17 protein-coding genes and 2 pseudogenes are annotated in these 23,777 nt (G+C 56.3%); 2 read left to right on the top strand and 17 right to left on the bottom strand.

Features of this window, described 5'->3' with window-relative positions:
- Positions 1-45 precede the first annotated feature (45 nt).
- The 11 genes from HWY30_RS25565 to HWY30_RS25515 all read right to left on the bottom strand — a co-directional run bounded on the left by HWY30_RS25565 (position 46) and on the right by HWY30_RS25515 (position 13,756).
- Complete coding sequence (locus HWY30_RS25565; protein ID WP_176078944.1) at positions 46-1,350, bottom strand: WzyE family oligosaccharide polymerase; 1,305 nt, start codon at positions 1,348-1,350, stop codon at positions 46-48.
- 31 nt (positions 1,351-1,381) lie between these two features.
- The gene (locus HWY30_RS25560; protein ID WP_090812924.1) at positions 1,382-2,158 is read right to left on the bottom strand and encodes a WecB/TagA/CpsF family glycosyltransferase; all 777 of its coding nucleotides are present in this window, start codon (positions 2,156-2,158) and stop codon (positions 1,382-1,384) included.
- 19 nt (positions 2,159-2,177) lie between these two features.
- Positions 2,178-2,963 (bottom strand): heparin lyase I family protein, encoded by a 786-nt coding sequence (locus HWY30_RS25555; RefSeq protein WP_090812925.1) that lies wholly within the window; start codon positions 2,961-2,963, stop codon positions 2,178-2,180.
- Between the two features lie 160 nt (positions 2,964-3,123).
- Positions 3,124-4,332: a hypothetical protein gene (locus HWY30_RS25550; RefSeq protein WP_090812926.1), complete on the bottom strand. Its 1,209-nt coding sequence runs from the start codon at positions 4,330-4,332 to the stop codon at positions 3,124-3,126.
- A gap of 91 nt (positions 4,333-4,423) precedes the next feature.
- Positions 4,424-5,671 (bottom strand): UDP-N-acetyl-D-mannosamine dehydrogenase, encoded by a 1,248-nt coding sequence (wecC, locus tag HWY30_RS25545; RefSeq protein WP_090812927.1) that lies wholly within the window; start codon positions 5,669-5,671, stop codon positions 4,424-4,426.
- Positions 5,672-5,700: 29 nt separating this feature from the next.
- Positions 5,701-6,849 carry a non-hydrolyzing UDP-N-acetylglucosamine 2-epimerase gene (wecB, locus tag HWY30_RS25540; RefSeq protein ID WP_090812959.1) on the bottom strand — a complete coding sequence of 383 codons (1,149 nt, stop codon included), beginning with the start codon at positions 6,847-6,849 and terminating at the stop codon, positions 5,701-5,703.
- A gap of 107 nt (positions 6,850-6,956) precedes the next feature.
- Positions 6,957-9,206, bottom strand: a complete 2,250-nt coding sequence (locus tag HWY30_RS25535; protein WP_090812928.1) for a polysaccharide biosynthesis tyrosine autokinase — start codon at positions 9,204-9,206, stop codon at positions 6,957-6,959.
- 71 nt (positions 9,207-9,277) lie between these two features.
- Positions 9,278-9,715: a low molecular weight protein-tyrosine-phosphatase gene (locus tag HWY30_RS25530; RefSeq protein WP_090812929.1), complete on the bottom strand. Its 438-nt coding sequence runs from the start codon at positions 9,713-9,715 to the stop codon at positions 9,278-9,280.
- A 129-nt stretch (positions 9,716-9,844) separates the two neighbouring features.
- Positions 9,845-11,068, bottom strand: coding sequence for a polysaccharide biosynthesis/export family protein (locus HWY30_RS25525; RefSeq protein WP_244144993.1), 1,224 nt, complete (start codon positions 11,066-11,068; stop codon positions 9,845-9,847).
- A 52-nt stretch (positions 11,069-11,120) separates the two neighbouring features.
- Entirely contained in the window at positions 11,121-12,500 is a 1,380-nt protein-coding gene (locus HWY30_RS25520) for an undecaprenyl-phosphate glucose phosphotransferase (protein ID WP_090812931.1), read from the bottom strand.
- A 260-nt stretch (positions 12,501-12,760) separates the two neighbouring features.
- Complete coding sequence (locus tag HWY30_RS25515; protein WP_090812932.1) at positions 12,761-13,756, bottom strand: GlxA family transcriptional regulator; 996 nt, start codon at positions 13,754-13,756, stop codon at positions 12,761-12,763.
- Positions 13,757-14,326: 570 nt separating this feature from the next.
- Here HWY30_RS25515 and rfbC point away from each other — a divergent pair.
- Positions 14,327-14,875, top strand: a complete 549-nt coding sequence (gene rfbC, locus HWY30_RS25510) for a dTDP-4-dehydrorhamnose 3,5-epimerase (protein ID WP_176078943.1) — start codon at positions 14,327-14,329, stop codon at positions 14,873-14,875.
- A gap of 521 nt (positions 14,876-15,396) precedes the next feature.
- On the opposite strand, the pseudogene istA reads toward rfbC, so the two are convergent.
- The 6 genes and pseudogenes from istA to HWY30_RS25480 all read right to left on the bottom strand — a co-directional run.
- Positions 15,397-16,302, bottom strand: a pseudogene (gene istA / locus HWY30_RS25505) (IS21 family transposase); the annotation flags it as partial.
- Positions 16,303-16,626: 324 nt separating this feature from the next.
- Positions 16,627-17,748: pseudogene (gene tnpC, locus HWY30_RS25500) on the bottom strand (IS66 family transposase); the annotation flags it as partial.
- 30 nt (positions 17,749-17,778) lie between these two features.
- Positions 17,779-18,123, bottom strand: a complete 345-nt coding sequence (gene tnpB, locus HWY30_RS25495) for an IS66 family insertion sequence element accessory protein TnpB (RefSeq protein ID WP_090812653.1) — start codon at positions 18,121-18,123, stop codon at positions 17,779-17,781.
- Positions 18,120-18,515 (bottom strand): IS66-like element accessory protein TnpA, encoded by a 396-nt coding sequence (tnpA, locus tag HWY30_RS43030; protein ID WP_090812654.1) that lies wholly within the window; start codon positions 18,513-18,515, stop codon positions 18,120-18,122. Before tnpA ends, tnpB begins: the two co-directional genes overlap by 4 nt.
- Positions 18,516-18,752: 237 nt before the next feature.
- On the bottom strand, positions 18,753-19,619 hold the full coding sequence (locus HWY30_RS41825; RefSeq protein ID WP_132459988.1) for a transposase: 867 nt from the start codon (positions 19,617-19,619) through the stop codon (positions 18,753-18,755).
- A gap of 287 nt (positions 19,620-19,906) precedes the next feature.
- On the bottom strand, positions 19,907-23,305 hold the full coding sequence (locus tag HWY30_RS25480) for an autotransporter outer membrane beta-barrel domain-containing protein (RefSeq protein ID WP_244144991.1): 3,399 nt from the start codon (positions 23,303-23,305) through the stop codon (positions 19,907-19,909).
- 369 nt (positions 23,306-23,674) lie between these two features.
- Between HWY30_RS25480 and HWY30_RS42515 the strand changes: the two genes are divergently transcribed.
- Positions 23,675-23,777, top strand: a 103-nt coding sequence (locus HWY30_RS42515) for a helix-turn-helix domain-containing protein (protein ID WP_176078942.1), incomplete at its 3' end; no start/stop codon positions are given.

Here is a 23,777-nt window from a genome sequence, read left to right as displayed (position 1 = left end):
GATCCTTCTGCCACACCCTTCCGCGCGGTTCCCTGCCTCGAAGCTTCAAACGTCTTGCACGGACAGCGCTCCTTTCCGTTCAAGACGGCCAGCATGACCGTGTTTTTTGGGGAGCAGCGCATAAACCAGCCCTGCCAGAAAACAGATACATAAAGTGCCCAGTGAATGGACAATGATCTTGAAGAGCCCAAGCTCTATCGATTCGCGAAAGCTAAAGAACGAAAAAAAGACCGTTGGCCATAGCGACACGAAAAATAGAGTATTGCAATTGAATATCAAGTAGTCCAGTATGAAGAAAATCCCTATCACAATATTTACACCGATAATCACATAAAGCCACCCGCCCATCAGGTAAAGCGATCCGATCCCCGTTGGCGCGATAACCAAGCCTTTACCGTAATCGTAAACATGTTCGGTGAAGTAGTATGCAATCGTATCAAGATAAATCGGCTTTCCGGGCCACATAAAGCGGGGAATTATTGAGTAAAATTGTTCAAAGAAAAATTCAAATCCGACGAATTTCAAATGATCTCGATGAAATATCGTTTCAAGCGACTCGACCGGGAAAACCGTATCCCTAGTGTATGTGGCGACCAGCAACCAAACGCCGGATGTAATGCGATCCCCGTATCGCACAAATGCGAGCCCCGTTATGCCAACAACGCATAAAAACACGAAAAATAGCAAGCGTTTACCGTCTATTATTCTGAGCATATACGAAAGTAGCAATACAGGTGCGACAGCCGCTACAAGGTAATTACGCTCTCCCCCTAGGGTCAAAAACAAGATCATGCCGTAAGCAACGGAAATCATTAGCGAAGTCAAAACAGTGCTGCGATGCGGGCTGCAGGCCAACCGTACCACGGCTACCGAAACGACGACGTAAGAAAAGATCGAAAAGATGCCGGTTCCCGCATTGGCTTCGAATCGTGAGCCGTAGTTTCCAACCGAAAGGGTAATGCCCTTTGATGTGCCAAGCACAACCATGGCAAAAATCCCTACCGCCAGCCCGACGAAAATATAGACGCGACCTTTTGCGGAAGATCCAAATCGTGCCAGCTTGGCGAGCGACCTGCTAGAGGGCCTGAATGGAAAGGCCACCTTCGCAAAAGAAGCGAGGCATACGGCCGAACAAAACGTACCTCCGACAAGTGAAAACTCCCATCCTTGAACGGGCGCCTTCCATCCCGCATTCAGAACGACGTTACAGATCGCAAAATATGGTACCCAAAGAATTGAAATGACATACGCTGCCGTAATTGAAAAAAAAACGAAACCCACGTGATTTCGCCACTGCCTATAGAAAAACAGCAGCGCTGCGGTGCAAACAAAGAAAATAAAGAAATCCATGTCGAAAAGTCCTTGTCGTCCGGTGGGCAGGCTATTCCACGCCGCCTATGGACGACGGATGAGCGTGCCTCCGGATGATTTTCGAAAGCCACGCGTGCCAGACAAGGTAGATGAACTTGGAATTAGTAACGGCATATCGTCGAAACATTCGCTTTGGCTCTTGCATGACCCGATGAAACCACTCCAATCCGCCCTTCTGCATCCATACCGGCGCGCGTCGTACCTTCCCGGCGACGACATCGAATGTCCCGCCGACACCCATTACAAATGAGACACCCAGTTCGCTACCCCACCTGTGTATAAAATTTTCCTTTTTTGGTGACGTAATCGCGACGAATAGCAATTGCGCCTTCGAAGTTTTGATTTTCTCGACTACGGCTCGTTCATCGTCCCAAAAATAACCGTTATGGTATCCGACGATATCTACCGCTGGGTAACGTTCCGTGCAGATTTCAGCGACACGAGACACCACCGCGTCGGATGCGCCGAGCAGGAAAACGCGAAATCTCTGTTGCGCCGATTCCTCGATCAGTCTGCTGAAAAGATCGACACCGGCCACTCTTTCTGGCACATAGTGTCCGAGTATCCGAGCCGCCCAGACGACGGCCATGCCATCGATGTTAATCAAATCACAAGCCTTAATCGACCGGGCAAGTTCCGAGTCTTTCCGTGCATTAACTATCTTTGCCGCATTCACAACCACGTGTTGAGTAAAAACGCCGCGTCGTACCCGCTCGGTAATTAGCGCAACGGTTTCATTCATTGTTGTGACATCCATCGGGCATCCCAATAGATTGATTCGAACCATTTCATCCTCCGAGAGAAAGCTACCGTTGCCACATCCAAACAGGTCCGTAAAAAATCACGACGGGATCGAACTTAGCTTGCCTCCAACCGCCGGGAATGTAGAGTCCAAGCTTTAGATATGCTGCGTTATCCTTCGGGTACGCGTTAGGTTGCCCCCGGGAGTCATACACTAAAGCTTCATCCTTCCAAAGTTGCGTAATCGCCAGATTTCCCGTGTCATCGGGCCGATAACGAAGCGTCCATCTGACCCATATCGCTTTGTCCGTGGCGGCACAACATATGTCTTTCTCACGCTTACTGCTCTGCTCTGCTCCCTGCTGACGGAACACGTATCCGGAACGAGTCAGCGCGAGCATAATGGGCGGCGAACCGGACGCAGGACCCTGATGAATTTGCGTGATGATTTCGCTAGAGATAAATGAGTAATCTGCAGGAATATATGTAAACCAACGGGCGAGATATTCTTCGCGCAACCGAAAGGTAGCGTTCGCAGGAAGGACGATCTCCGCTCGAGGCTTGCCGTTCGCGAGCGTAGAAAAATTTTCGTTTCTGTCGATCTTCATTCGCAGTTGATTGCTGAACTGGGCGTCCTGCGCACAGCCGACAGTGATGTCCTCGCGTCTTACGGTTTGTTGCTCGATATTTAACGGAATCCCGTCTTCCCAATCAGAAAAGAATACTAACCTATACTTACCTGATATTTCACTGATGGTACCTGCCGCGAGATCTTCAGCTAGCGTTCCGCTCGAGAAAAATATAACAAGGACGATAACAATCAATTGCTGCTTTATTGATTTAACGCACATTCTTTACCCTCCGGTCCACGTCGTATGCAGTCTGAGACGCCAACCGCATAGACCAAGCACCCCCACAGAGATCCGCGCAATTCAGCACTCCTCCTACTCAGCAATTTATTGACGTCGGTCGTGGCGCGCGGCCAATAGAGCGAAGACGACACGAATCATTTCAGCGACATAACGGTGCAAGAAACGGCGCGCTACGCCGGGTCAGGATCGCATTTCGAATGATTGTTACCGCGGCACACACGCTCAATACAAACCCGAATGTAAGTCTTTTGGTCATTCCGTACTCAAGCGCCAGCAAGGCAACAAAAAGACCGCATGTGATCAAATTGATCGTTAACGACAGCCGGCTTTCCTCCCGAACCATCAACACGCTGCTATGTGCCAGCCCTAACATACTGATGCAACCTTGTGCGCAGAGCGCGATTCCGCACGCTAAGGCGTACCAGAAACCAACCGAGCTATCGGCGTAAAGCGAGATTGCAAGTGCGATCGACGTGTTGATCACAAACGCACCACCTGTGGCCAGCATGATTTCGCGTCTCGTTTGTGCAGTGAGACGAGCTAATGATTCTCCACGGCCAACGAGCGTGCTTATTTCCGGTAGCCTGTACATTGAAATAGCCCTTGGAATCAAAGCGCTGATAGCACTAAACGATGCAACTAAGGACATAACTCCGGCGAACTTGGGGCCATCTGTAAAATTCGCAATTGGGACGAGGCTCAGTGCAACGCCGCCTGACAGGAAATTCGTGAATCCGAACTCAAGCCCCTTCAACTCGAAAGTTGGAAATTTCGGAGCAGAGCGCGGAAACCCGATATCGAACAACAGGAACAGGCCAATGGTTGCTAGCGCCGCACCTAGCGCCAATCCAGCGACCGCTCCAAGTCTGTGGCAAACAACCACATAAACCGCGGTTAGCACCAACAAGAGGAGATCGTAAACAATGACCTTTCGGTAAGCTCGAAGCGCGAGAAAATAGTGTCGCGTCAATTGATAGAGTGTCCAACCCGCCATGATCATGACGATTTCACTGATGGACGCCTGCGGATGGAATATCCCGGCCCAAGTTCCGATTCCGATGCAAAACAAAAAGAGCCATCCGAGACCCTTGCCGAGCAGGTCATAGAAGCAAGAGATTCGTTTCGTCTGATCCTCAACTGCCGGTATGCGGACGAGTATCAAACTTGCCCAGCCGATCGCGGTGAAGAACGCGAGAATCTGAGCAACAGAAAACGCGGAAGCAGTCTTACCAAGGTCACTAAGCGAATAAATCCTCTGGATGCCGATGAAGGCCACGACGCGATACAGTCCAGGCATTCCTGTCGCGACAATTGCCTCGGCTTTTCCTATCAACCGCGCGTAATCCATGTCAACTCGTTCGCCATGAGGCGATTTTTGTCCTGAGGTTGAAATGCCTCAAACTTAGCCGCAACTTGAGGCGACCCATTTGGTAATGATCTTAGCTGCGGGCGAACAAGCCTCGGGTGTCGATGACCACCTTCGCCTGGAGGCGAACTGGGTCAATCTGCTTGAATTGTTTGTGATCAACCAAGACCACAACGACGTCCGCCTCTGCAAGGGCGGTTTGCAAGTCGCAAAGACGGACGCTAGAGTGCTGACCGGTCGGCAATGTACGTATATTCGGCTCGACTGCAACAACTTGACCGGGGAAGCTTTCTCCTAACTTGGTGGCGATCTCGACTGCAGGGCTCTCACGCAGATCGTCGATGTTTGCCTTGAACGCCAAGCCTAGGCAGGCGATGATTGGTTCCTTAAAGCGCTTCGCCGCACGCTCGACTCTCTCAATCACCCAATGGGGCTTGCCATCGTTCACCGTCCGCGCGGTCCGGATTAGGCGCGCCTGCTCCGGAGCGGAATCGACGATGAACCACGGGTCAACCGCGATACAATGCCCCCCAACTCCAGGGCCCGGCTGAAGTATGTCGACCCGGGGATGGCGATTTGAAAGTTTAATGAGTTCCCATACGTTGATATCCAGTCGGTCACAAATAAGCGAAAGCTCGTTGGCGAAAGCGATGTTCACGTCCCGAAACGAATTCTCGGTGAGCTTGCACATCTCAGCAGTCCGAGCATCCGTAAGGATGCAGTCCCCTTGAACGAACACTCGATAGAGATCCCTTGCCGTTTCCCCACATCGTTGCGTCATTCCGCCGATCACCCGGTCGTTCTCGACGAGCTCGCGGATGACGTGTCCTGGGAGAACTCGCTCTGGGCAATGCGCGACACGGATGTCCGATGCTTCACCAAGTTGCTGCGGAAAGGACAGGTCAGGACGCATCTCCGCCATCCACTCTGACATCTTAGCCGTTGCGCCGACTGGAGATGTGGACTCGAGTACAACAAGGTCTCCTTTCTTTAAAACCGGCGCTATCGCACGACTTGCTGCTTCGACATACGCCAAGTCGGGTTTGTGTCCCTCTGAAAACGGTGTAGGAACCGCAATGAGAAAGGCATCTGCGGGCTCCGGTGTCGTCGTGGCTCGAAGGTTGCCCTGCGAAACTGCGGCATGTACGAGCATGTCAAGTTCCGGCTCGACAATGTGAATTTCACCCCGATTGATCGTGTCGACCGCGTGTGCATTGACATCCACGCCAATAACGCTCTTCTTTCGCGCAGCGAATGCAGCTGCCGTCGGCAGGCCGATATACCCGAGCCCGACTACCGAGATGGTGTTGAATTCTTCCATGGTATTGGTCCAAATGTTCCCTGAAGTGCTCAAAGCGCACATGCGGAGTCAGAAAAATATGCGTTTGTCGCATTGACAATACGATCGCAAGCTCGGCCGTCGCCATACGGATTCGTGGCGTGACTCATCCTCGTGTAAAGTTCTTTGTCGTCCAGCAATCTCGATACGCCTTCAACAATCGCGGCCGTGTCAGTACCAACCAGGAGAACAACGCCGGCATCCACGGCTTCCTGACGCTCGGTCGTCTCCCTCATTACCAATACAGGCTTACCCAGCGAGGGCGCCTCTTCTTGAATCCCGCCAGAGTCAGTGATGATCAAGTAGGCTTGATCCATCAGACTCACAAACGGCAGATAGTCCAACGGTTCGATCAGCTTGATATTCGATATACCTGTAAGGAGGCGACTCGCTGGCTCACGCACGCTCGGATTAAGGTGCACCGGATAAACGATTTCGACGTCACCGCGCTCGCTAGCGATTTGCGCCAGAGCACTACAGATACGTTCAAATCCACCGCCGAAACTTTCGCGCCGATGGCCGGTCACCAAGATCAATCGACGCCCTTCCTCAACCTTTGGGAGCGCCCGCAGCGCGTTTGCCTTGTGCACGCTGTCACTGGATAGAACGCCCCTCACTTCTAGAAGCGCGTCGATTACCGTGTTGCCCGTCACAAAGATTTCATCGTCCGGAACGTTTTCGGCAAGCAAGTTCTCCCGCGCTCGGACCGTTGGCGCAAAATGCAGATTTGCGAGACTACCGGTTACCTTGCGGTTCGCTTCTTCCGGCCAAGGCGCGAGCAGGTTCCCGGTGCGCAAGCCAGCTTCAACGTGGGCAATCGGAACTTGTTGGTAAAAGGCCGCCAGGGTTGATGCCATGGTCGTCGTCGTATCGCCATGTACGAAAACCATATCAGGCTTACTTCGCGAAATTACGTCACGCATGCCGGTCAATATCGAAGTAGTTACATCGTATAGGTCTTGACCTCGCTTCATGACGTTTAGGTCGAAATCAGGTTCAATCGCGAACAAATCTAATACCTGATCGAGCATTTGGCGGTGCTGTCCGGTTACACATACCAGACACTCAATCCCCGACTCGCTCTGGAATCGCTTGACCAATGGAGCCATTTTTATGGCCTCAGGGCGTGTTCCGAACGTCAGCAATATACGCTTGCTCATGCAAATCCCGTCGTAGGTTTCAATGACTTTCACTTTGGCTATTATCGGAATGAGGCGTACAGACAAAGCGGCCCGATTCCGTGCTCGCCCGGCCAACCGAACGCGACTCAAAGACCGCTAACTTCCTTCCGATCGGACCGGTATGCGTACGCTACGTAGCGGTACGCACCATACTTTGATCCATAGCCATATCGGCCTGATCGCGGGCGCACTGCGTTCAACAACACGCCATTGATTGAGACGCCACTTTGCGCAAGTCTTTTCCGCGATTCAACGATTTCACCAATCTTTGACTGTCCTGCCATCGCGATCAGAAACACGACGCCAGCCTGTGGGGCGACAACCGCCGTATCAGTTGCCACCAGCACTGGAGGCGAATCGATAACGACGAGATCGTATTTCGCGGAAAGATCTTTGATGAGAGCACTTAAGCGCTCGTTCAGCAAAAGCTCAGCTGGATTCGGCGGCAATGTCCCCGTCGGAAGGAAATCCGGCATCCCGTTCGAGCCTGGACGGATCGCCTCTTCCAACGATGCTGTGCCAGCGATCAGGTCAGAGACGCCCCTTTTGCGCTCAGTGCCAAAATACTCGTGCAAGCGACCTTTTCGCAAGTCGCAGTCCACTACAACGACGCTTTTCCCCGCCGCTGCCATCACCGCCCCGAAATTCGCGGAGATAAACGACTTACCTACACCTGGTGCTGGCCCTGAAATCAACACTACGTTGTTTCTCGCCTCGACTAGTGCAAATTGCAGTGCGGTGCGGAAACTACGTAGACTCTCAATCGCTGGCTCGTGCGGGTGAGCCTTGGCGAGCAAAGGCACCGATGTCCCCTTTCGGCGCGCGATCGCGCTTGCTCGCTCCTCGTGCACGCTGTAAGGAACCGCCGCATAGACACTCAGACCGGCGTGAGATTCAATTTCATGTGCGTCGCTAATACCCCTGAAAAGGGCCTCACGAACTAAAGCGACGATCGCGCCTAGCAGAACGCCCAAGACAACCGCCAATGGGAGGATGAGCTTCGGCTTGGGGCGCACAGGGTCGTCAGGCACGACACCGTTGTCAATCAAACGGACATTTCCAACCTTACCTGCTTTAAGAAGCCTTAGCTGCTGGACGTTATCGAGTAACGCTGTGTACAGGGTTGTATCGACCTGTACGTCGCGCATCAAACGCACAACAACCTGCTCCGTCCGAGGCAGGCTTCGGATGCGTTGCTGGATTTGCTTCTCTTGATCGGTCAAGGCAGCAATCTGTGCATCAAGCATTGCCACTTCCGGATGTCCCTTTACGAAATCGACAGAAAGAGCCCTTCTTTGCTGGACCAATTGCAAACGTCGGCTCTCAACATCTGTCGCCTGCTGAAGGATGATCTTTGCCTCGGCATCGAGATCGAGCGTGCCAGTCTGCATACGGGCCTCGTTGTACCTCCTCTCCGCATCGTCTAGTTGATTTCTAAAAATCGGCACCTGCGATTCAAGGAACTGAAGGGACTTTTCCGCTTCCTCAGCTCGACGCTCCACGTTCTGCTTGACGTACAAACGCCCGATTTCGTTGACGATGCTGGCGACGCGAATTGGGTCGTTGTCCTTCAACTCAGCACTTATCACGCCAGAATCCTTGCCTTGCTCCGCGATATTCAACGCATCCTGCAGGTTGGATATGGTCTCAAGTCGCGCGTGGCGAGTTAGCGAAAACGCTGCACCCGGCTTTGCGTAAATATTCTTCACTTCGAGTGTGATTGGACCCTTGGCCGTCTGGATCACCAAGCTGCGCCCTACTTGGTCTTCCACAGCATGGTCAAGATCCGAACCGTCGATGCGATACCGCCCCTCACCCAGGTTCAGTAGCGTGAATTTGTCGTCCTCAAATGTTCGAGGCACGTCGAACTTTGGAACCTCGATCGACTCCGTACCCCAGGCATAGCCACCCCATCCCAAGAGTCCGGGGGTTGAGAGACCCGAGTTGTGTCTCGCAATAAAGCGTCCAAGTAACGGAAAATACTTAGGTTTCGCATCTACAAAGAGTGCAAGGTTATCGACGGTCCCACCGACGATCATCATCGAACCGAGAATTTGAATCTCGGCATCTGACGAAGCTTTAACGTTAAATAGTGACGAAATGTCACCCAGCAGGTTTTTTGCGGAGGCGTCTGGGTTGTCCTCGACTTCGATCAGAATCGAAGATTGAAAGACAGGTTTCGCAACCACGATGTACGCGCAGGCGACAACGAACACGACGAGCGCCGATACGGCAATGCGTCGCCAGTCGTTAACCAGCGTGTCTATGAGGGACGAGAAGTCAATATCCCCACCTTCATCTTGATTCAGCGCTCCGCGCCCAGTATTTGTGTTCATGAATTGAGAATTCGCATTTCAAATTGCCTGACCGAAAGCATCATGTGCAAAACGCCCTTGTTGGGGATCTTCTACGCCAACCGCATCACGCTCTGGGCCCACCTTTGGACACTTGCATCGATCAACTCGTAGCACGCTTCGAATCGTTCTCTGCCTTGTCGAAATGGGTCGAAAATGTCATAACCGCCATGATCCCCCAACCGAAACACCTTGCCGCGAGTGAAGGGATAATGCCTCTCGAGTTGATCCTTGTGACCGCGCTCCATCACCAGAATAAGGTTGGCCTGCTTGCACAATAACTCGGTCAGTTGCTGTGAGCGATGTGTTGACACATCCAGCCCGCGCGCAGCGAGCAATGCCGCGGCCTCCGGTTCGGCAGGCCGACCGACCAGGGCACCAAGACCCGCAGACACAATATTCGTCCTTGGCAAACGCTCGTTGAGCAACGCGGCAGCCATCGGACTGCGGCATATGTTCCCGACACAGACAATGAGAATGCTTTGAATCATCGATTGGACCAGTCTTCCCAAGCGCTTTAATCAGTGTATTTTTCGAGTTCTAGCTGCCGATATAACGGGTCACGAGCTTTTGGGCAACGGCGAAACGTAGCGCCAAAAGCCTCCTACGTTTCCCCTTGACTATTTCGTCAGAATTGCTGCGGTTAGCCCGGCGGTAATTCCCGGCAACAGAAGGCTCAGGACACGACTGAACCTGACAAGGCCGCTGCCATCTACGTACACAACATCTTTCGGCTCTAATGCAAACTGGTTTGCGAGCACCATTGACACTGGTGATCTCGCATCAAGGTGATATATCTTCGGAGAGTTACCGCCCATCCCGCGTATGACAAACATTTGCGCTGCATCTGCCGTATTGCTATTGACACTGCCAGCTTGCGAAATTGCATCGCTTAGCGAAAGGGACCCATCCTTCATGGGCAGTGCTGTAACCGGCTTGTTCACTTCGCCCATTACGTACACGCCGTTTTCGTCTCGCGATGGCACGCGAAGGGCATCACCGCTACGAAGTTGGATAAGCCGCGGGTCACTGCCGCTAGCGCTAAGATGCGGCAGGTTTAAGTTGTATACCTGCTTACCCCGTGACAGCGACATACGGCTCTGATCTGCTGCCGCGGTAAAACCACCTGCACGGCTTATTGCCTCATAGAGCGACATCGGAATGTCATTGAGAGACAGTTCTCCAGGCGTGTGCACCTCACCATCGATGTACACCTGGCGCGCTCGATATGACGCGACGCGCAGAGTTATCTGCGGATTCTTGTACGCAACCCTACTGAGGACGACGGTCAACGTTTTCTGCGCTTCCTCGGTTGTCAGGCCGGCCATTTGTACGCTACCGGCGTATGGAAACTCGACATTTCCGCGCTGATCAACTACAAAGCCGGGCACCGGGTCGGCCTGGCGGGTAACCGTCTGTGTTTGTGGTCCCTGTGCGGCAATCAGCTCGGGGTGGCCCCAGACGGTAATCTGCAGAACATCTCCTACGCCGATGGTGTAGGGACTAGACGGGACGGTCAGCTCACGAACCGCTCCTCTGTCATTGCCTTGCTCCTTCTCTTTGAGCATCTGCAACAAACCAACAGTAATTTCCTGGATTTCGACGCGCTTCCCGGTCTTCTTGCCGAAAGAGTCGGCCGAAACCGGCAACTCGGGTGGCCGCACCATCCGCATCCCCGGCGCAACGGAGCACCCGCTAAGAAGTGCGATAAGGCCCACAAGACCACCACCCGCTAGAACGCCGCAGAAAAAAAGGCGACGTACCTTTTCGATAAACACATTTGATGAAGCCATAACATCCATCTGTTTTAATGTTCCTGTCACTCGAGCGAGCGTCGCACTCACGTATCAGCCGGGATTCGCCCGAGGGGGTCCACTGCCGGGCGCTCGGAAAACGTTAGTAAGCGTTGCGGCTCACAAATCCTTTTACGATCGTCGCAAGGACGATCCTCAAATCCAGCATAAACGACCAATTCTTTATGTAATACAAGTCGTGCTCCACACGCTTTTCCATTTTCTCGACGCGGTCCGTCTCGCCACGAAATCCGTTGACCTGCGCCCAACCGGTAATTCCCGGCTTGATTCGGTATCGATGGATGTAGTTATCAATTACCTTTCGATAGAGTTCATCATGTTCTATCGCATGGGGACGCGGACCTACAACCGACATTTCACCGCGCAATACATTGATAAACTGGGGAAGCTCATCGAGACTCGTTCGCCTAAGAAACGATCCAACTTGGGTGATGCGGGGGTCACGGCGAGTCGCTTGAGTGACGACGCCGGTTTGTTCCCCATGTTGGCGCATTGACCGAAACTTGTAGATTCGGAACACGCGGCCATCTGCCCCCTTCCGATACTGCCGGAAGAACACTGGCCCTTTCGAAGAAAGCTTTACAGCAATCGAAATGGCAATGAATGCCGGCAGTAGTGCAACCAGCGCGGCGAATGCGAACAGACGATCAAAAACTTCTTTCGGCACAAGCGAACGGGTCGGCACCGGTGAAGCAATCAGATTGATGGCAGGTGCACCAATCAGGTCGATAACGCCTCCGGCAAAGAGCGCAACACTCTGCACATCTGGGATAAAGCGCACATTAACCAGGTCATAGCGGAACTCGTCTACGACGCGCTGGATCGTTTCCTCTTCCGAAAGCGGCAGTGCAAGCCAGATCTCTTGGACCCCGTCGCGCCGAACATGAGCAACAAACTCCGGGAAGTTGTTGTGTATCGGTACCAGTACACCAAGAGATTTTCCGCCGTCACGCACATTGAAGACAACAGCGACCCGGAACCCGTTGTCCGGAGTTCCATCGACGTTCTCCACAAGTTCACGGCAATGCTCACCGTCGCCGACTATCGCAACATTCCGCAAGTTAAGTCCGGCATGGCGAATCTTACGCAGGGTGCTATATACAACGAGTCGCACGAGAATGAGCGCGCCGCCAGACATCACCGTCCAGTAAGCGAACCAAAGACGAGATATCAACTCTGCACGATGCAGTGAAAACATCACGACCAGTCCACACGCCTGCACCGCCAGCCAAGCAATAAACACCTGCCGAAGTAGGCGCCACACCGGACGACCTCTCCATGACTCATATAAACCGAAGGCGGGGAAGAGAACAAGCGCGATCGCCAGTGCGAGCGTGACGTGAGTGCCATCTGGTCGCCCCTGAAGGTACTCGCCAAAGCGTATGTTCGTTGCCAGCAGCGCGCCTGCAACCACGCAGATGCCGTCCAATGAGCGGGCCCCGAGTCCTTGTGCGCTTTGCATTTCTTTCTCCTTCAATAAGCGTCGAACCTTGCGTCACGTCGCGTCAAACCGATTTAGGCCGGCCTGCGCATCTAGGTGTCCAAATCGTGTCTTTTCTTAAGTTACCTATGCGAAAACCAAAGAGGACACGCCCAAGTAAAGATTTATAGCCTTTCTGGACTCCTAGCGGAGCGGTACTGCAAGCCGGTCCCTGATGACCGACCGATCTACGCGATCCATCAACGCAGGACGCGGGAGAACTGAGAATTGCCTGCTGCCTACTACGCCGGCGACTGCCGACAGCCTAAGCGTGCGCGGAACTCAGTAGGAGTCGCCGCAAAGCGCCGTTTGAAGACACGAGACAGGCGCGCTCCGTTTGTCCACCCACACTGCTTTGCGATACTGTCGATTGGCAATCTGGTTTCGACGAGCAGTCTTGAAGTTAGGTCGAGTCGCGCTTGAGTCAGATACTCTGAAGGCGTAACGCCGATCTCCTGCTTGAAGCGGCGCAGGAAGTTTCGCTCACTCATGGCCGCAATCCCCACTGCATCGCGAACAGAGGTGACATGGTCGCAGTTCTGCCTTATCCACTGCGCCGCAGCCCTGATCTTTTCAGTTGCGGTGTCCTCACGCGTTGGCGGAAAGATCAACGAGAGGCCGCCTCCTCCGACCGGGCGGATACGAACCGCAATTTCGCGGGCGGCCTCCTCACCAATGTCTTTCGCAACCATCTTCAGCGCATTTTGCGCGGGCTCAACACTGTCAGCTAGATCGTAAAGCGAGGCGCCCACGCCTATGCCGTTCAATCCCGTAACCATTCCTTCATTTAACGGGCGTGTAGGCCGGTTTCGCACCGCAACTTCCAATAGTCGCCACCCTTCACCGATTGGTGCAATCTCCACACCGCGCCCGACTAGGTCCGATAGCCAATTGACGACCCGGCTGTCCAGGAGCGCATTCCCGACACCCGGTCCATCTGCTATGAACACTGCGTCTAACTCGGCAACGTCGCCGAAATCGCATGCGCGTGTCCATATGTCAATTGACGATGAACATCGAATTTTTGCACCTTTCGCTGAGTAAAAATTGACGTTGTACGGCCTGTGATTATGATTGCGGCTTCTATAGATCTCATTGGCGAGCTGGAATATCTCAGCAATAGCGCTTGTGCTTAGTAGAGAGAATCCATCAAACAACAGAATGCCGATATGACGAGCGACGGATCGCCCCTTCTTCTCTTGCACTTCGTCATCACATCCCCGAACGCTACGCTTCATCTTTTCCCCGACCGCGCGATCCGTCGCTTGTTTCTACTATGTTCCGTATTACGTTTCCTTGCGTTGCGGCGCATCATATCTTGATCGCGGCTCGACGAAAGATGCCTGGCATAAACAAACAACAGAATGGCGGCGAAGTGCAAATCGTTAGAACGAAAATTGATGTCGATATTCGAGTTTCATAGTTAAGAATGACCCCGATCAAGACTCCTGAAGATAATGGCCAGCATTGCTCTTGCCGCCCAAACTCGCTCATGCTATTGAGGAGAACAGGAGGGATGCTCGCCATCGACTTGAAGGGTCGTAAAGGGGGTCGAAAGTCGAAGACGGGTATGCGTATCGCATGGCGCACGACGTCACGCGCGTACTCTCAATTGCGGCTTCGCTTTGGACGTCGCGTCAGGAAGAAACGTGCGCATCTGTTCCGGCAGCACATGATGGCGTATTCATATAATAGTTTGTCTGCAACGTAGCTTGAGCAGCCAAGGCATTCGGAATCAAGCTATCGATTCACGCATTGGGTCTTGAGACCTTGAATGAGCACATCCACCCTTTTTTTCCGCCCAATCCATGCCTTGTCGTATACGCCATACCAACATCCGCGATGTGAAGATCGTCGAACCGCACATCGCTAACGATGCGCGCGGGCTGTTTTTTGATAGCTTCGACCAGGAGTGGTTTGAAGAGAATGTGGCGCGCGGGTACACCTTCGTTCAGGATCAGCATATGGTCTTTTCCCGTAACGTATTGACCGGACTCCACTATCAGATTCAGCAGCCTCGAGGTCTGTTGTTGCGAGTAGTTACCGGCGAGGTATTCGCCGTTGCGCTCGATCTCCGACGGTGGTCAGTCACATTTGGGCGCTGGGTTGGGGAGCGGATCTCTTCGGCAAACAACTGGCAGATGTGGATTCCACCGGGATTCGCCTATGGATTTCATGTGCGCTCGGACGTTGCAGAGATACTTGTGAGAGCGACGTCGAAGCGGATCGCAACCTTTGAGCGCACTGTTTGCTGGAACGATCCCGAGATCAATATCGCGTGGGGCATGAAATCCGAACCTATCGTGACAGGACCGTCCGCAAACGGCGCAGGCCTTCCCGCTGTCGAAGTTTACTAAGCCGCACGTTTCAAGCGACAGGTGATGACTGAATCCATGCCCGATTCCGACAGAATGAGAGACCTGTCAGACGGACGGTAGACAATGCGCGGCTGATACCCAGTAGAGTGGCGCCCGGCGTCGAAGGTCGGATTCTCTTGGTCCAGACGTCCTTCACGGCCCTTGCTGCCACAACCCCCGTCCGTGGCCGGCTTGCTTCGGTCCTTCGTGTTATCACGGAGGATCGCTTTTTTTCGTGTATTGACGGGTCTCGATTCTACCCACGCCGATTGACCAGCTCGGCCGCTTGGGGGCCGTTCAAGAACAATTCTAATCAATCATGCTCAAAGTCACGAAGGCGGTCTTCCCAGTTGCAGGTCTCCGCCCCCTTTGGGGAAAATGCGGGCGGCATTGACAATGCCCGGTCAAAGTTCCCTTTGATAGTCGCTTACGCGTGGGCGGAGCGACGGACTTCGTCAACGTTCTACGGAAGTCGCTATGCAAGCCCTTGCCAGGGCAACGAGAGAATGCCTGCGTTGACTCGGAGATAAGGAAAAGGGGAAGAACTGCAGGAAGGGATGTTCGGCCTCGATTCGCTTGGCATTGCGCGCGTTGACGCGACTGACGATCTCGTCGATGAAGCAGCGATAGGCTGCGAGGTCGGTAAAGTCGACGCTGCCACGTAGCAACAGCGCGTCACGGATCACGCTCTTGAGGTGGCCGTGGGGACTCTCGATGGCGCCGTTCTCGTGGGCGATGCCGCGGTTGTTGCGCGTGGGCTGCATACCGTAGTGAGCACACAGCGCTTCGCGATCGAGGTTGCGAAATGCCGCGGAAAGGCTGTCGCTCTGATGCTCGTGCGGCGCGCCACCCAGAGCCCACAACGCGTTCTGCAGCCCTTCGGCAAGTGCGACGTAGCTCTCGCCGCCGAGAATGACGTGAGCGTGCTCAAAGCCCGAGCAGGCCAGGCGGAAGTGGTACAGGCGGTGATCCAGTACGATACCGGCCACGGTGACGCCGGGAGATTGCATCTCGGTGAAGTCGGATAGCCCAAGACGACCGGGCTCGTGCACCTGACGGAACATAACCTCACGTTCCTCGCCATGGAGTGCACGCCACACGCGGATGCGTCGCTCCAGTGTCCGGCGCACCCCGCGCGACAGATAAGGATGGCGCCGAAGCATCTCTTCCAGCACCCCAACCGGCCGAATGCCAGGAGCGGACTTAAGCAGCGGAACAATCTCAGCGTCGGATATCTCGGCAAGCGGATCCACGCGTCGGCGCTCGCGCGGCGCCTTCTTCTGCGATGGTAAACGCGGATCCTCTTCGATGCGGTAGGCAGTGGCGACGCTGAACCCGGCGCGAGCAGCCGCCCTGGGCGCCCCTTCGTGGAGTCTGTGCTTCATGTAAAGCCTCATCTGGTGGTCGTTGACGTGTCGTCCGGGCACCGAGGCCTCCCATGTCATGGAAGGCTCGTTGATACCCGATTTACCGCGACCACCGATAAAGCTCCCCACTGAGGAGAATCCTTCCCGGCGCGGCGTGGCCAGTCCTCTCATCTTGATTGACGCGCGGCACTACTTCATCGAGGTGCGCAAGCGATAGACCCACATTGGCTAACAGGTTGGACCGGGGCAGGGATAACCCGATAAGGCATATGAACCTTCGTGTTCGATGATCAGATGAGGACCCCGCCAGCGCATTCCATAGAGGCGGGCAGGCATCACGACCTGCGCAAACAGGCCGGACATAAGCGTGCGACCTTACCTAGCAGCCTCGATTTCGTAGAGATCGCCGATCATGTCGAGCCATCGCTTCGTGGTTTCCGACGGGGCTGTCTCATGGACGTTGAACACATATCGGCGCGCGTGATCCCAGCAAGATGCCAGACGAACTTTGCCGCTTTCGGTCAACTCGTTGAAGCCGGCATAGCCGTCCGCCTGGAGGACGCCTTCGAATCCGGCGAGATGGGTCTGAGGGTGGATGCCTTTGCGGTCCGACGAGTACGCGAACCAGACAGCAGCGGGTTCGCGCGAACCTGAGCGGCGGTCATCGCGCACGTAGACCCACAACCGACCGCTCCTGGTCTTCCTGTTGCCGGGCGGGAGCACCGGGATCGGCGTGTCGTCCGCGTGGAGCCTGGCAGTCGCCATCGTGTAGCGACGCAGTGCTTCAGTCAGCAGCCGCCAGAGCTCTTCGCATTGCCCGACCCAGCGTGCCATGGTGGCCCGATCGAGACGCACGCCGTCGCGCGCCGCGATCTCGGATTGCCGATACAGCGGCGTGTGGTTTGCATACTTCGAAACGATGATCTCGGCCAGCAAGCTCGGATGCGCGATGCTGCGCTCGATCGGCAGTCCCGGCATGGGAGGTTGCGCGATATGGCCGCAACCGGTGCAGATCCTCTTGCGACGGATCGTGCGGATGACCTTGAACATCGCCATGACGCGTGCGAGCTGCTCGGACACGTCTTCGCCGAGTAACTCCATGACGTTGTCGCACTTCGGGCAGTTCGAGGCGGGCTCGAGCACGCGCTTCTCGAGTGGCAGGTGGTGCGGCAAGGCTTCCTGCGGGGATGCCGCAGACACGCCTGAACTTGATGCACGAGCGCGCGCACGGCGGACATCGGCGACGCCGCTGCCCGCTGCCAGATCTTCGAGTTGGGTTTCGAGCCGATCGATCTGTCGCTCAAGTTGCTGGGATTTGCGACCGAAGTGCATACGCCTGAGCTTGTCAATCTGGGCCGTCAGGCGCTCAATCTCCTGGTCCCGTTCGACAATCTCCCGGTCGCGCTCCGCGATTTGCTGCAGCATCTTTGCCATCGACGCCTGCGGCTCGAGCACCAGGGTTTGGAGCTCGGCAACGGTGTCCGAAAGTGGCGCATGATCGGGCATGCGCTGCAGTTTACGAGCCTTCTATCCGGTTTACAACATCGACAATGCGGCCGTACGACGGGGTTGTCGCCAATCGATGCCTTCCAGCAACATCGACAGCTGTGCCGACGTGAGATAGATCTTGCCACCATCAGCCTGGGGCCAGACAAAACGCCCGCGGGTAATCCGCTTCGCCAGAAGCCATGGTCCGTCATCAGTTGCCCAGAAAATCTTTACCAGATCGCCGCGACGTCCCCGAAAAATGAACACGTCGCCGCCGAGCGGATTCTCTTCGAGTGCCGTTTGCACCTTCGTGGCAAGAGCCGGGAAACCACTGCGCATGTCGGTTACGCCCGCCGCGATCCACACGCGCGTACCCGTTGGCAGGGCGATCACGATCGCACACTCCTGAGCACCGTACGCAGCGTTTCGGCGTCAACCGCGCCATCGACCTTCACTACCGCCCGGCCGATCCGAACTTCAATTGTGCCGACGGTCGCGGTGGGCTTCACGATCTCCTGTTCGACCGACGATGTCGGCGTGACGGTGACCGGCGCTTCGCTTACGACCGTCACCGGAACAAGCTCGGTTGTCCCAGCATGTTGGTCCGCTCGATACCGTCGCCGCCACCTGAACAACATGTTCGCGTTGATGCCATGTTCTCGGGCGAGCTTCGAAACAGATACGCCCGGTTCACATGCGGCCGCAGCAAGGCACCGCCGAAACTCTGGGCTATGGTTCGGACTGACTTTACGCGTTCCCGACGCTGGTTTCTCTTCTGATCCCAAAATGGCTCCCGCTACTCAAGTGGTGGGAACCACTTTGGCGTCTCCGACAACTGGTTGCGAGTTTCGGTTGAAGCGATCTGGCGGCGGTCAACGGAATGGGCAAGCGGGCGAGACCAGCCGCGTCGAGGAGGGGGACGAGGCCGTTTTGTGTTGTCATGGATGTATTTCCGCAGGATGAGGACGAACGGGATCACGGCGCGCTGCGCCGGACATGAAGCATGGACCTCAACTGTCAGATCAACTACCGCAATGGTGTCGTAGATTGATCATCGTGTAGGCCATGATCTTGAATGCGTAGTGCAACTGACTGATACGATCGAAGCGAAGTAGCAGGCGACGAAACTTATCTTCCCATGCGAACACGCGCTCGATCGTTCGGAATCGCTCTTTAAAAATGGCCAGATCGAACAGCGCCTTGCGACCTCCCTTTGTGCGTTTCCTGCCGCGCGGGTTCGGATTGATGTTGGGCACCATCCCGCGGTTGAAGATCGCCTTGCGGTTGGCGCGACAATCGTAGACGCCGTCCAGGCTGACCACGGTGTCACGCAGGTCCAGCCTGGCTTCACGGGCAATCCGCATCACCTGCGGCAACGCGTCTCGCAGCAGTGGCGATTCGTTGCGATTGCCTGGCGCCGACACGAACGGGGCGATCACATTGCAGTTCCGGTCACAGAAGGCCACTACCTTGTCACCCTTCATGTGCTTGTGGCCGCTGAAGCCAATATTGTCGCCGCCTTTTTTCGCCGCCGTCGTGGTGCCGTCGCCATGGATGACGCTGGTGTCCAACAACTGGTCGTGGCTAAGCCGCACCACTGACGCGAGGAAGACAGCGTCGAAACATTCGCATGCCTGCCAGCGCCGAAAGGCCCGATAGATGCTCGTGTAGTGAATCTCCGGCTTGCCGTGCCGATCCATTGCAATCGGCAGCGCCTTCCATTGGCAACCGAGGTAAAGCAGTTTCAGGATGTAGTTGAAGATCGCGTGCGCGGTCAGTTTGGATGCCGGTCCCCGGCTTCCTGCCGTAAGGTGCGGCAAGACAAATTGCTCGAACTGTTCGAGGCTTAATTCCGTTGGAATCCGTTGCCATTGCTGGCTTTGCGCCATTATCGACCGCCAAAGATCGGGAATTCTAGCGGATCCGGCGGAAATCGGCGAAAGTCATACCCACAAAGGCCTTCAGGCAAATTTAGCAGCCTTGAGAAACCCGCAACCAGTTGAGAGAAAATGCGCAGCCTGAACCGCAACACACGACAGGTCTTCGACTATCTGCGAATGACGCAGAACTCCACCCGACCTTCCGAGCCCGTGTCGGGCTAGAACAAATTTACCGTGGGGAAGATCCGTCCGAAGCTTGACAGTTCAATGTCTTCCTGCGAACCTGGTAAATTGTGCTACCAGGTCCAGCGCGCGCCGACGTTTCCAGTGACAACGCGTTGGTGTTCGCCCCCAAGGTTCGTGCCGAGGCTGACAGTCGCAAACGCGCTTCCATGCTTCGTCAGCTTCGCCACCATCCCCGCGTCGATCTGCCCGGTGGTCTGGCCAACCGACGTGCTGATCGGCGTCACGCCGCCAAACGTCGCTTTGTCCGTGCTGCCGAACGAACGCAACAGGTTGAGCCGCAGATAAGGCTGCCAGGTCACGCGTGCCGCCTCGTAGACGCCGGCGAGCCGCACGCCAAGACGGCCGACCATCGTATTACCGTTGCTGAACGTGACGTTCGAGATTCCGTCGTTCAGATCCTTGATCGTCTGGTGTTGCCAGATCAGCTGGGCTTGCGGTTCGAGCGTGAGCGAGTGTCCGATCGCGAACGGCAAACCGCCTTCAAGCGAACCGGTCACCGCATTTCCGTGCGTCGTGGCGCTAACCCCGTCGCGCGACGACGAATCGATCACCAGTGAGCTGCCCGAAACCACCGCATCTGTGTACCACCCGCTCGGTCCGATGTGGGTCCAGTAGCCGCCGATGCTGTATGCGCTAATTCCAAGATGGCCGGCCGCGGCATCCGGCACGCCGACTGCAAAGCCGCTGACATCACCCGTGGCCCGTCCAAAGCCGAGGAAGAGCCCGTAGTGGTCGCGGTGACCGCTCGCCGTCGTACTCGCGTACAGGTCCTGACCGACCTGCGCTCCCGTCATCGAGCCGGAAAACCCGGGCGCGACGTCGCCGCTTTGCGACAGCGTGCTGTGTCCGCCCCACACACGTGCCCACGCCGCTGGCAGGCTGCCGTTCTCGCTCAGCAACGACTGCTCGCCCTGGCGCAGATGGAAGTTGTCGATCTGCATCATGCCGAGCTGCCGGGCAACGGCTGGAAGCTCCGCGTAAAGGGCCGCTTCAGGGCGGTAAAGCGTAATCGGATCAGCACTCGCGGCGGGAAGTGCGGGTGTGCCCGGCGCGGGGGTGCTGGTCACGGCTGTCGTGCCGCTGCCGCTCGTGTCGGCCGGCGCACTCTGCGCAGCGGGCACGGTGTTGCGCAGGTACCAGCTCTGCGACGTGCCGGCCATCACGCCGCCTTTGACGAGGTAGTACTCGTATGCGCCGGCTTTCGTCGTTCCGCCTGCGAGCGAAAATGCACCGGCATCAGTCGTGGCGCCGTTCGTCGCGGCGACGACCTGGATGCCGTTCGACGTGATCGCCGCGCCCTGGCCGCCCACGTTCGTCACCTTCAGCGTGGTCGCACCGGTTGCCGTTCCGCCGTTCACAACGAGCTTGTCCGAAGACGCGTTGTCACCCGCGAGAACGGTATTCAATGCAATGGCCCCATTGTTTCCGACGTAGCTATTGACGACGAGTGAATTGCCGGCGCTCTTGCCGCCGCCAATCTGCACGAGATTCGCGTTCGTCAACTTGCCGTTGATCGTGAAATTGCCCTGTGCGCCGCCGGCAAACTGCGCCAACGCATTGGCCACCGCGACGGTGCCGTTGTTGGTCACGTCGCCGTTGACAGTGCCGTAGCCGCCGAGAGTCGCTCCCGCAGCGACGCTCGTCGCGCCGGTCATCGACGCGGCGGACGTCGACGCATCGCCGACCGCGAGCGTGCCGGCGCTTACCGTCGTGCCGCCCGACCACGTATTCGCCCCATCGAGCACCAGCGTCCCCGCACCGACCTTTGTCAAGGCACCGGTGCCGGTGATGTTCTGTGTGAGGGTCGACTGAAACGCCTGCGTATCGATCGTGCCGCCGCCTGCCGCAATCGAGATTGCACGCGTGCTGGCCGGGTCGAAGCTGCTGCCGAACTGCAGCGTGCCGCCATCGAAGGCCACGCCACCGGTCGCGCCGCCCAGCGCGCTGTCGGCGCTCACCGACAGCGCACCCTGTTTCAGCACCGTGCCGCCGGTATACGTATTGCCGCCCACCGCGCCCGGCGCGAGCGTCAACGTGCCAAGTCCGTCTTTCTCCACGACGCCGGTCCCGCTGATCAACCCGGCATATGTCCCGTCGACGTTCTGTTCGAATTGCACGAGACCGTTGTTGGTAACGGTCGACGGCAGGCTTTGGGCGCTCGCCTGCAACGTGCCGGGCAGATCAACCGTCACGCTGCCCGTATGCTGTGCGCCGCTGCCGTTGAGCACGAGCGTGCCCTCTTGCACCTCCGCGGCGATCGGGCCGACGAGCGAGCCGTCGATCGTCAACGTGCCCGAGCCGGTCTTGAAGAACGAGCCCGTACCCGTCACGTTTTGCGCGATCGTCGACTGGAAGCCCTGTGTATCGATGGTGCCGCCGCCCGCGGCAACCGATAACGCGCGCGTACTGGCGAGGTCGAAACTGCTGCCGAGCTGCAGCGTTCCCCCGTCGAACGTCACGCCGCCTGCCGTGCCGCCGAGTGCGTTATCTGCGGACACCGAGAGTACGCCCTGCTTCAGTACGGTACCCCCGGTATACGTATTGCCGCCCGCAGCGGTGGGCGCAAGCGTAAGCGTGCCGGCACCGTCTTTCTCCGCCGAGCCGGTACCGCTGATGAGCCCCGCATAAGTGCCGTTGGCGGCCTGCGCGAACTGCACCAGACCGTTATCGGTGATCGCGCCTGGCAGGCTCTGCGACGATCCCTGAAGGATGCCCGCCTGATCGACCAGCATCGCGCCAGTGTACTGCGTGTTGTTGCCGGTCAGCGCGAGCGTTCCCTGCTGCACCTCGGCCGACGTGACCCCCATCGCGCCCATCGAGCTCGCGACTGTCCAGGTACCGGTGTCCTGCTTCTGCAGCGTCTGGAAGTTCGTGATGCCGGTCGGCAGCGTGTCCGTTCCGGTGCCGTTCAGCGTCAACAGGTTGTTGCCGCCGCCTCCGTTGATGGTTCCGCTCACCGACGAACCGGTGTAAAGGCGCAACGTATCGTTGCCACCGGCAAAGACCAGATTACCGATCACCTGTCCGCGGTTGGTGAAGTCGACCGCGCCGTTGCCGGACGCGCCCATCACGTTTCCCGGCGCCTCGATCACGCCGGTCGCGTTGTTGATGACGGTATTCGAGCCGGACGTATTCTGGAACCAGATCGCAGCGCTATGGACGCCCTGGATCGTTCCGTTGTTGATGATGGTATTGCCTGTACCCTCCGGATTGACGGCTTCGGCGTTGCCTTCCGTCCCGCCAGAGATGACGGCCGCGCCCTGTTCCACTGTCAGCGTGCTGTTGTTCCGGAAGGCGATCGTATCGGCCCCGGTGCCGTACGTGCCGTTACCCGTCAGCGCGCTGTTTTTTACTTGCGCGCCTGACTGAACGACGATGATGGCGTTGTCGGCAAGCGCGATCGCTGTCGCATCGCCCACCACGATCTGTGCGTTTGCTCCTACTGTCACAGTAGAGCCTGAAGCGGTGGTCGGGCCGGTTCCGATCGTGCTTGACCATGGCGACGGGGCGCTCGTGTCGCACGTCGTCGAGTTATTCGATGTCGTGCAATTCGCGAAAGACAATGAAGGAATGGCCGCGATATATGCAAGGGCCGCAAGACAGGTTGCGCTTCGCCGCGGAATAGAAGCGCGCTTGTTCCTCACGCGCTTCTGTATTCGCTCCAACGGGCTGGCATAAGGCTGACGGCTGGTTAATTTGCTGGTCATGCGTTTCACCTTGGCAGTTTAATTACGTATGCTTTTTATATAATCCCGCAACACGGAACCTGGGCGCGATCAAATTTGAAGTGCAACACCTTGCTCGTGTAAGGTGTGCCAATGCAAAAAAGAAGTTACCAACAACTGCAGCCTGAAGAACGCATGACGATTGCAAGCATGAAGCAGCAGGGTTCGAGTGTTCGGGCCATGGCCCGAACACTCG

Origin of the sequence: Paraburkholderia tuberum STM678, from assembly GCF_902833905.1 — a bacterium.
GTDB lineage: Bacteria > Pseudomonadota > Gammaproteobacteria > Burkholderiales > Burkholderiaceae > Paraburkholderia > Paraburkholderia tuberum.
Note: the sequence above shows the minus strand (reverse complement) of the source record. Positions and strands in the feature narration are given on the sequence as shown.

Excerpts from the sequence above, each read along its gene's own strand:
- HWY30_RS25520 (WP_090812931.1), bottom strand. The coding sequence starts at position 12,500 with ATGCAAAGCGCACAAGGACTCGGGGCCCGCTCATTGGACGGCATCTGC.
- wecC (WP_090812927.1), bottom strand. The coding sequence starts at position 5,671 with ATGGAAGAATTCAACACCATCTCGGTAGTCGGGCTCGGGTATATCGGC.
- HWY30_RS25515 (WP_090812932.1), bottom strand. The coding sequence starts at position 13,756 with ATGAAGCGTAGCGTTCGGGGATGTGATGACGAAGTGCAAGAGAAGAAG.
- rfbC (WP_176078943.1), top strand. The coding sequence starts at position 14,327 with ATGCCTTGTCGTATACGCCATACCAACATCCGCGATGTGAAGATCGTC.
- HWY30_RS25535 (WP_090812928.1), bottom strand. The coding sequence starts at position 9,206 with ATGAACACAAATACTGGGCGCGGAGCGCTGAATCAAGATGAAGGTGGG.
- HWY30_RS25560 (WP_090812924.1), bottom strand. The coding sequence starts at position 2,158 with ATGGTTCGAATCAATCTATTGGGATGCCCGATGGATGTCACAACAATG.
- HWY30_RS25555 (WP_090812925.1), bottom strand. The coding sequence starts at position 2,963 with ATGTGCGTTAAATCAATAAAGCAGCAATTGATTGTTATCGTCCTTGTT.
- HWY30_RS25565 (WP_176078944.1), bottom strand. The coding sequence starts at position 1,350 with ATGGATTTCTTTATTTTCTTTGTTTGCACCGCAGCGCTGCTGTTTTTC.
- HWY30_RS41825 (WP_132459988.1), bottom strand. The coding sequence starts at position 19,619 with ATGGCGCAAAGCCAGCAATGGCAACGGATTCCAACGGAATTAAGCCTC.
- HWY30_RS25550 (WP_090812926.1), bottom strand. The coding sequence starts at position 4,332 with ATGGATTACGCGCGGTTGATAGGAAAAGCCGAGGCAATTGTCGCGACA.
- HWY30_RS25530 (WP_090812929.1), bottom strand. The coding sequence starts at position 9,715 with ATGATTCAAAGCATTCTCATTGTCTGTGTCGGGAACATATGCCGCAGT.
- wecB (WP_090812959.1), bottom strand. The coding sequence starts at position 6,849 with ATGAGCAAGCGTATATTGCTGACGTTCGGAACACGCCCTGAGGCCATA.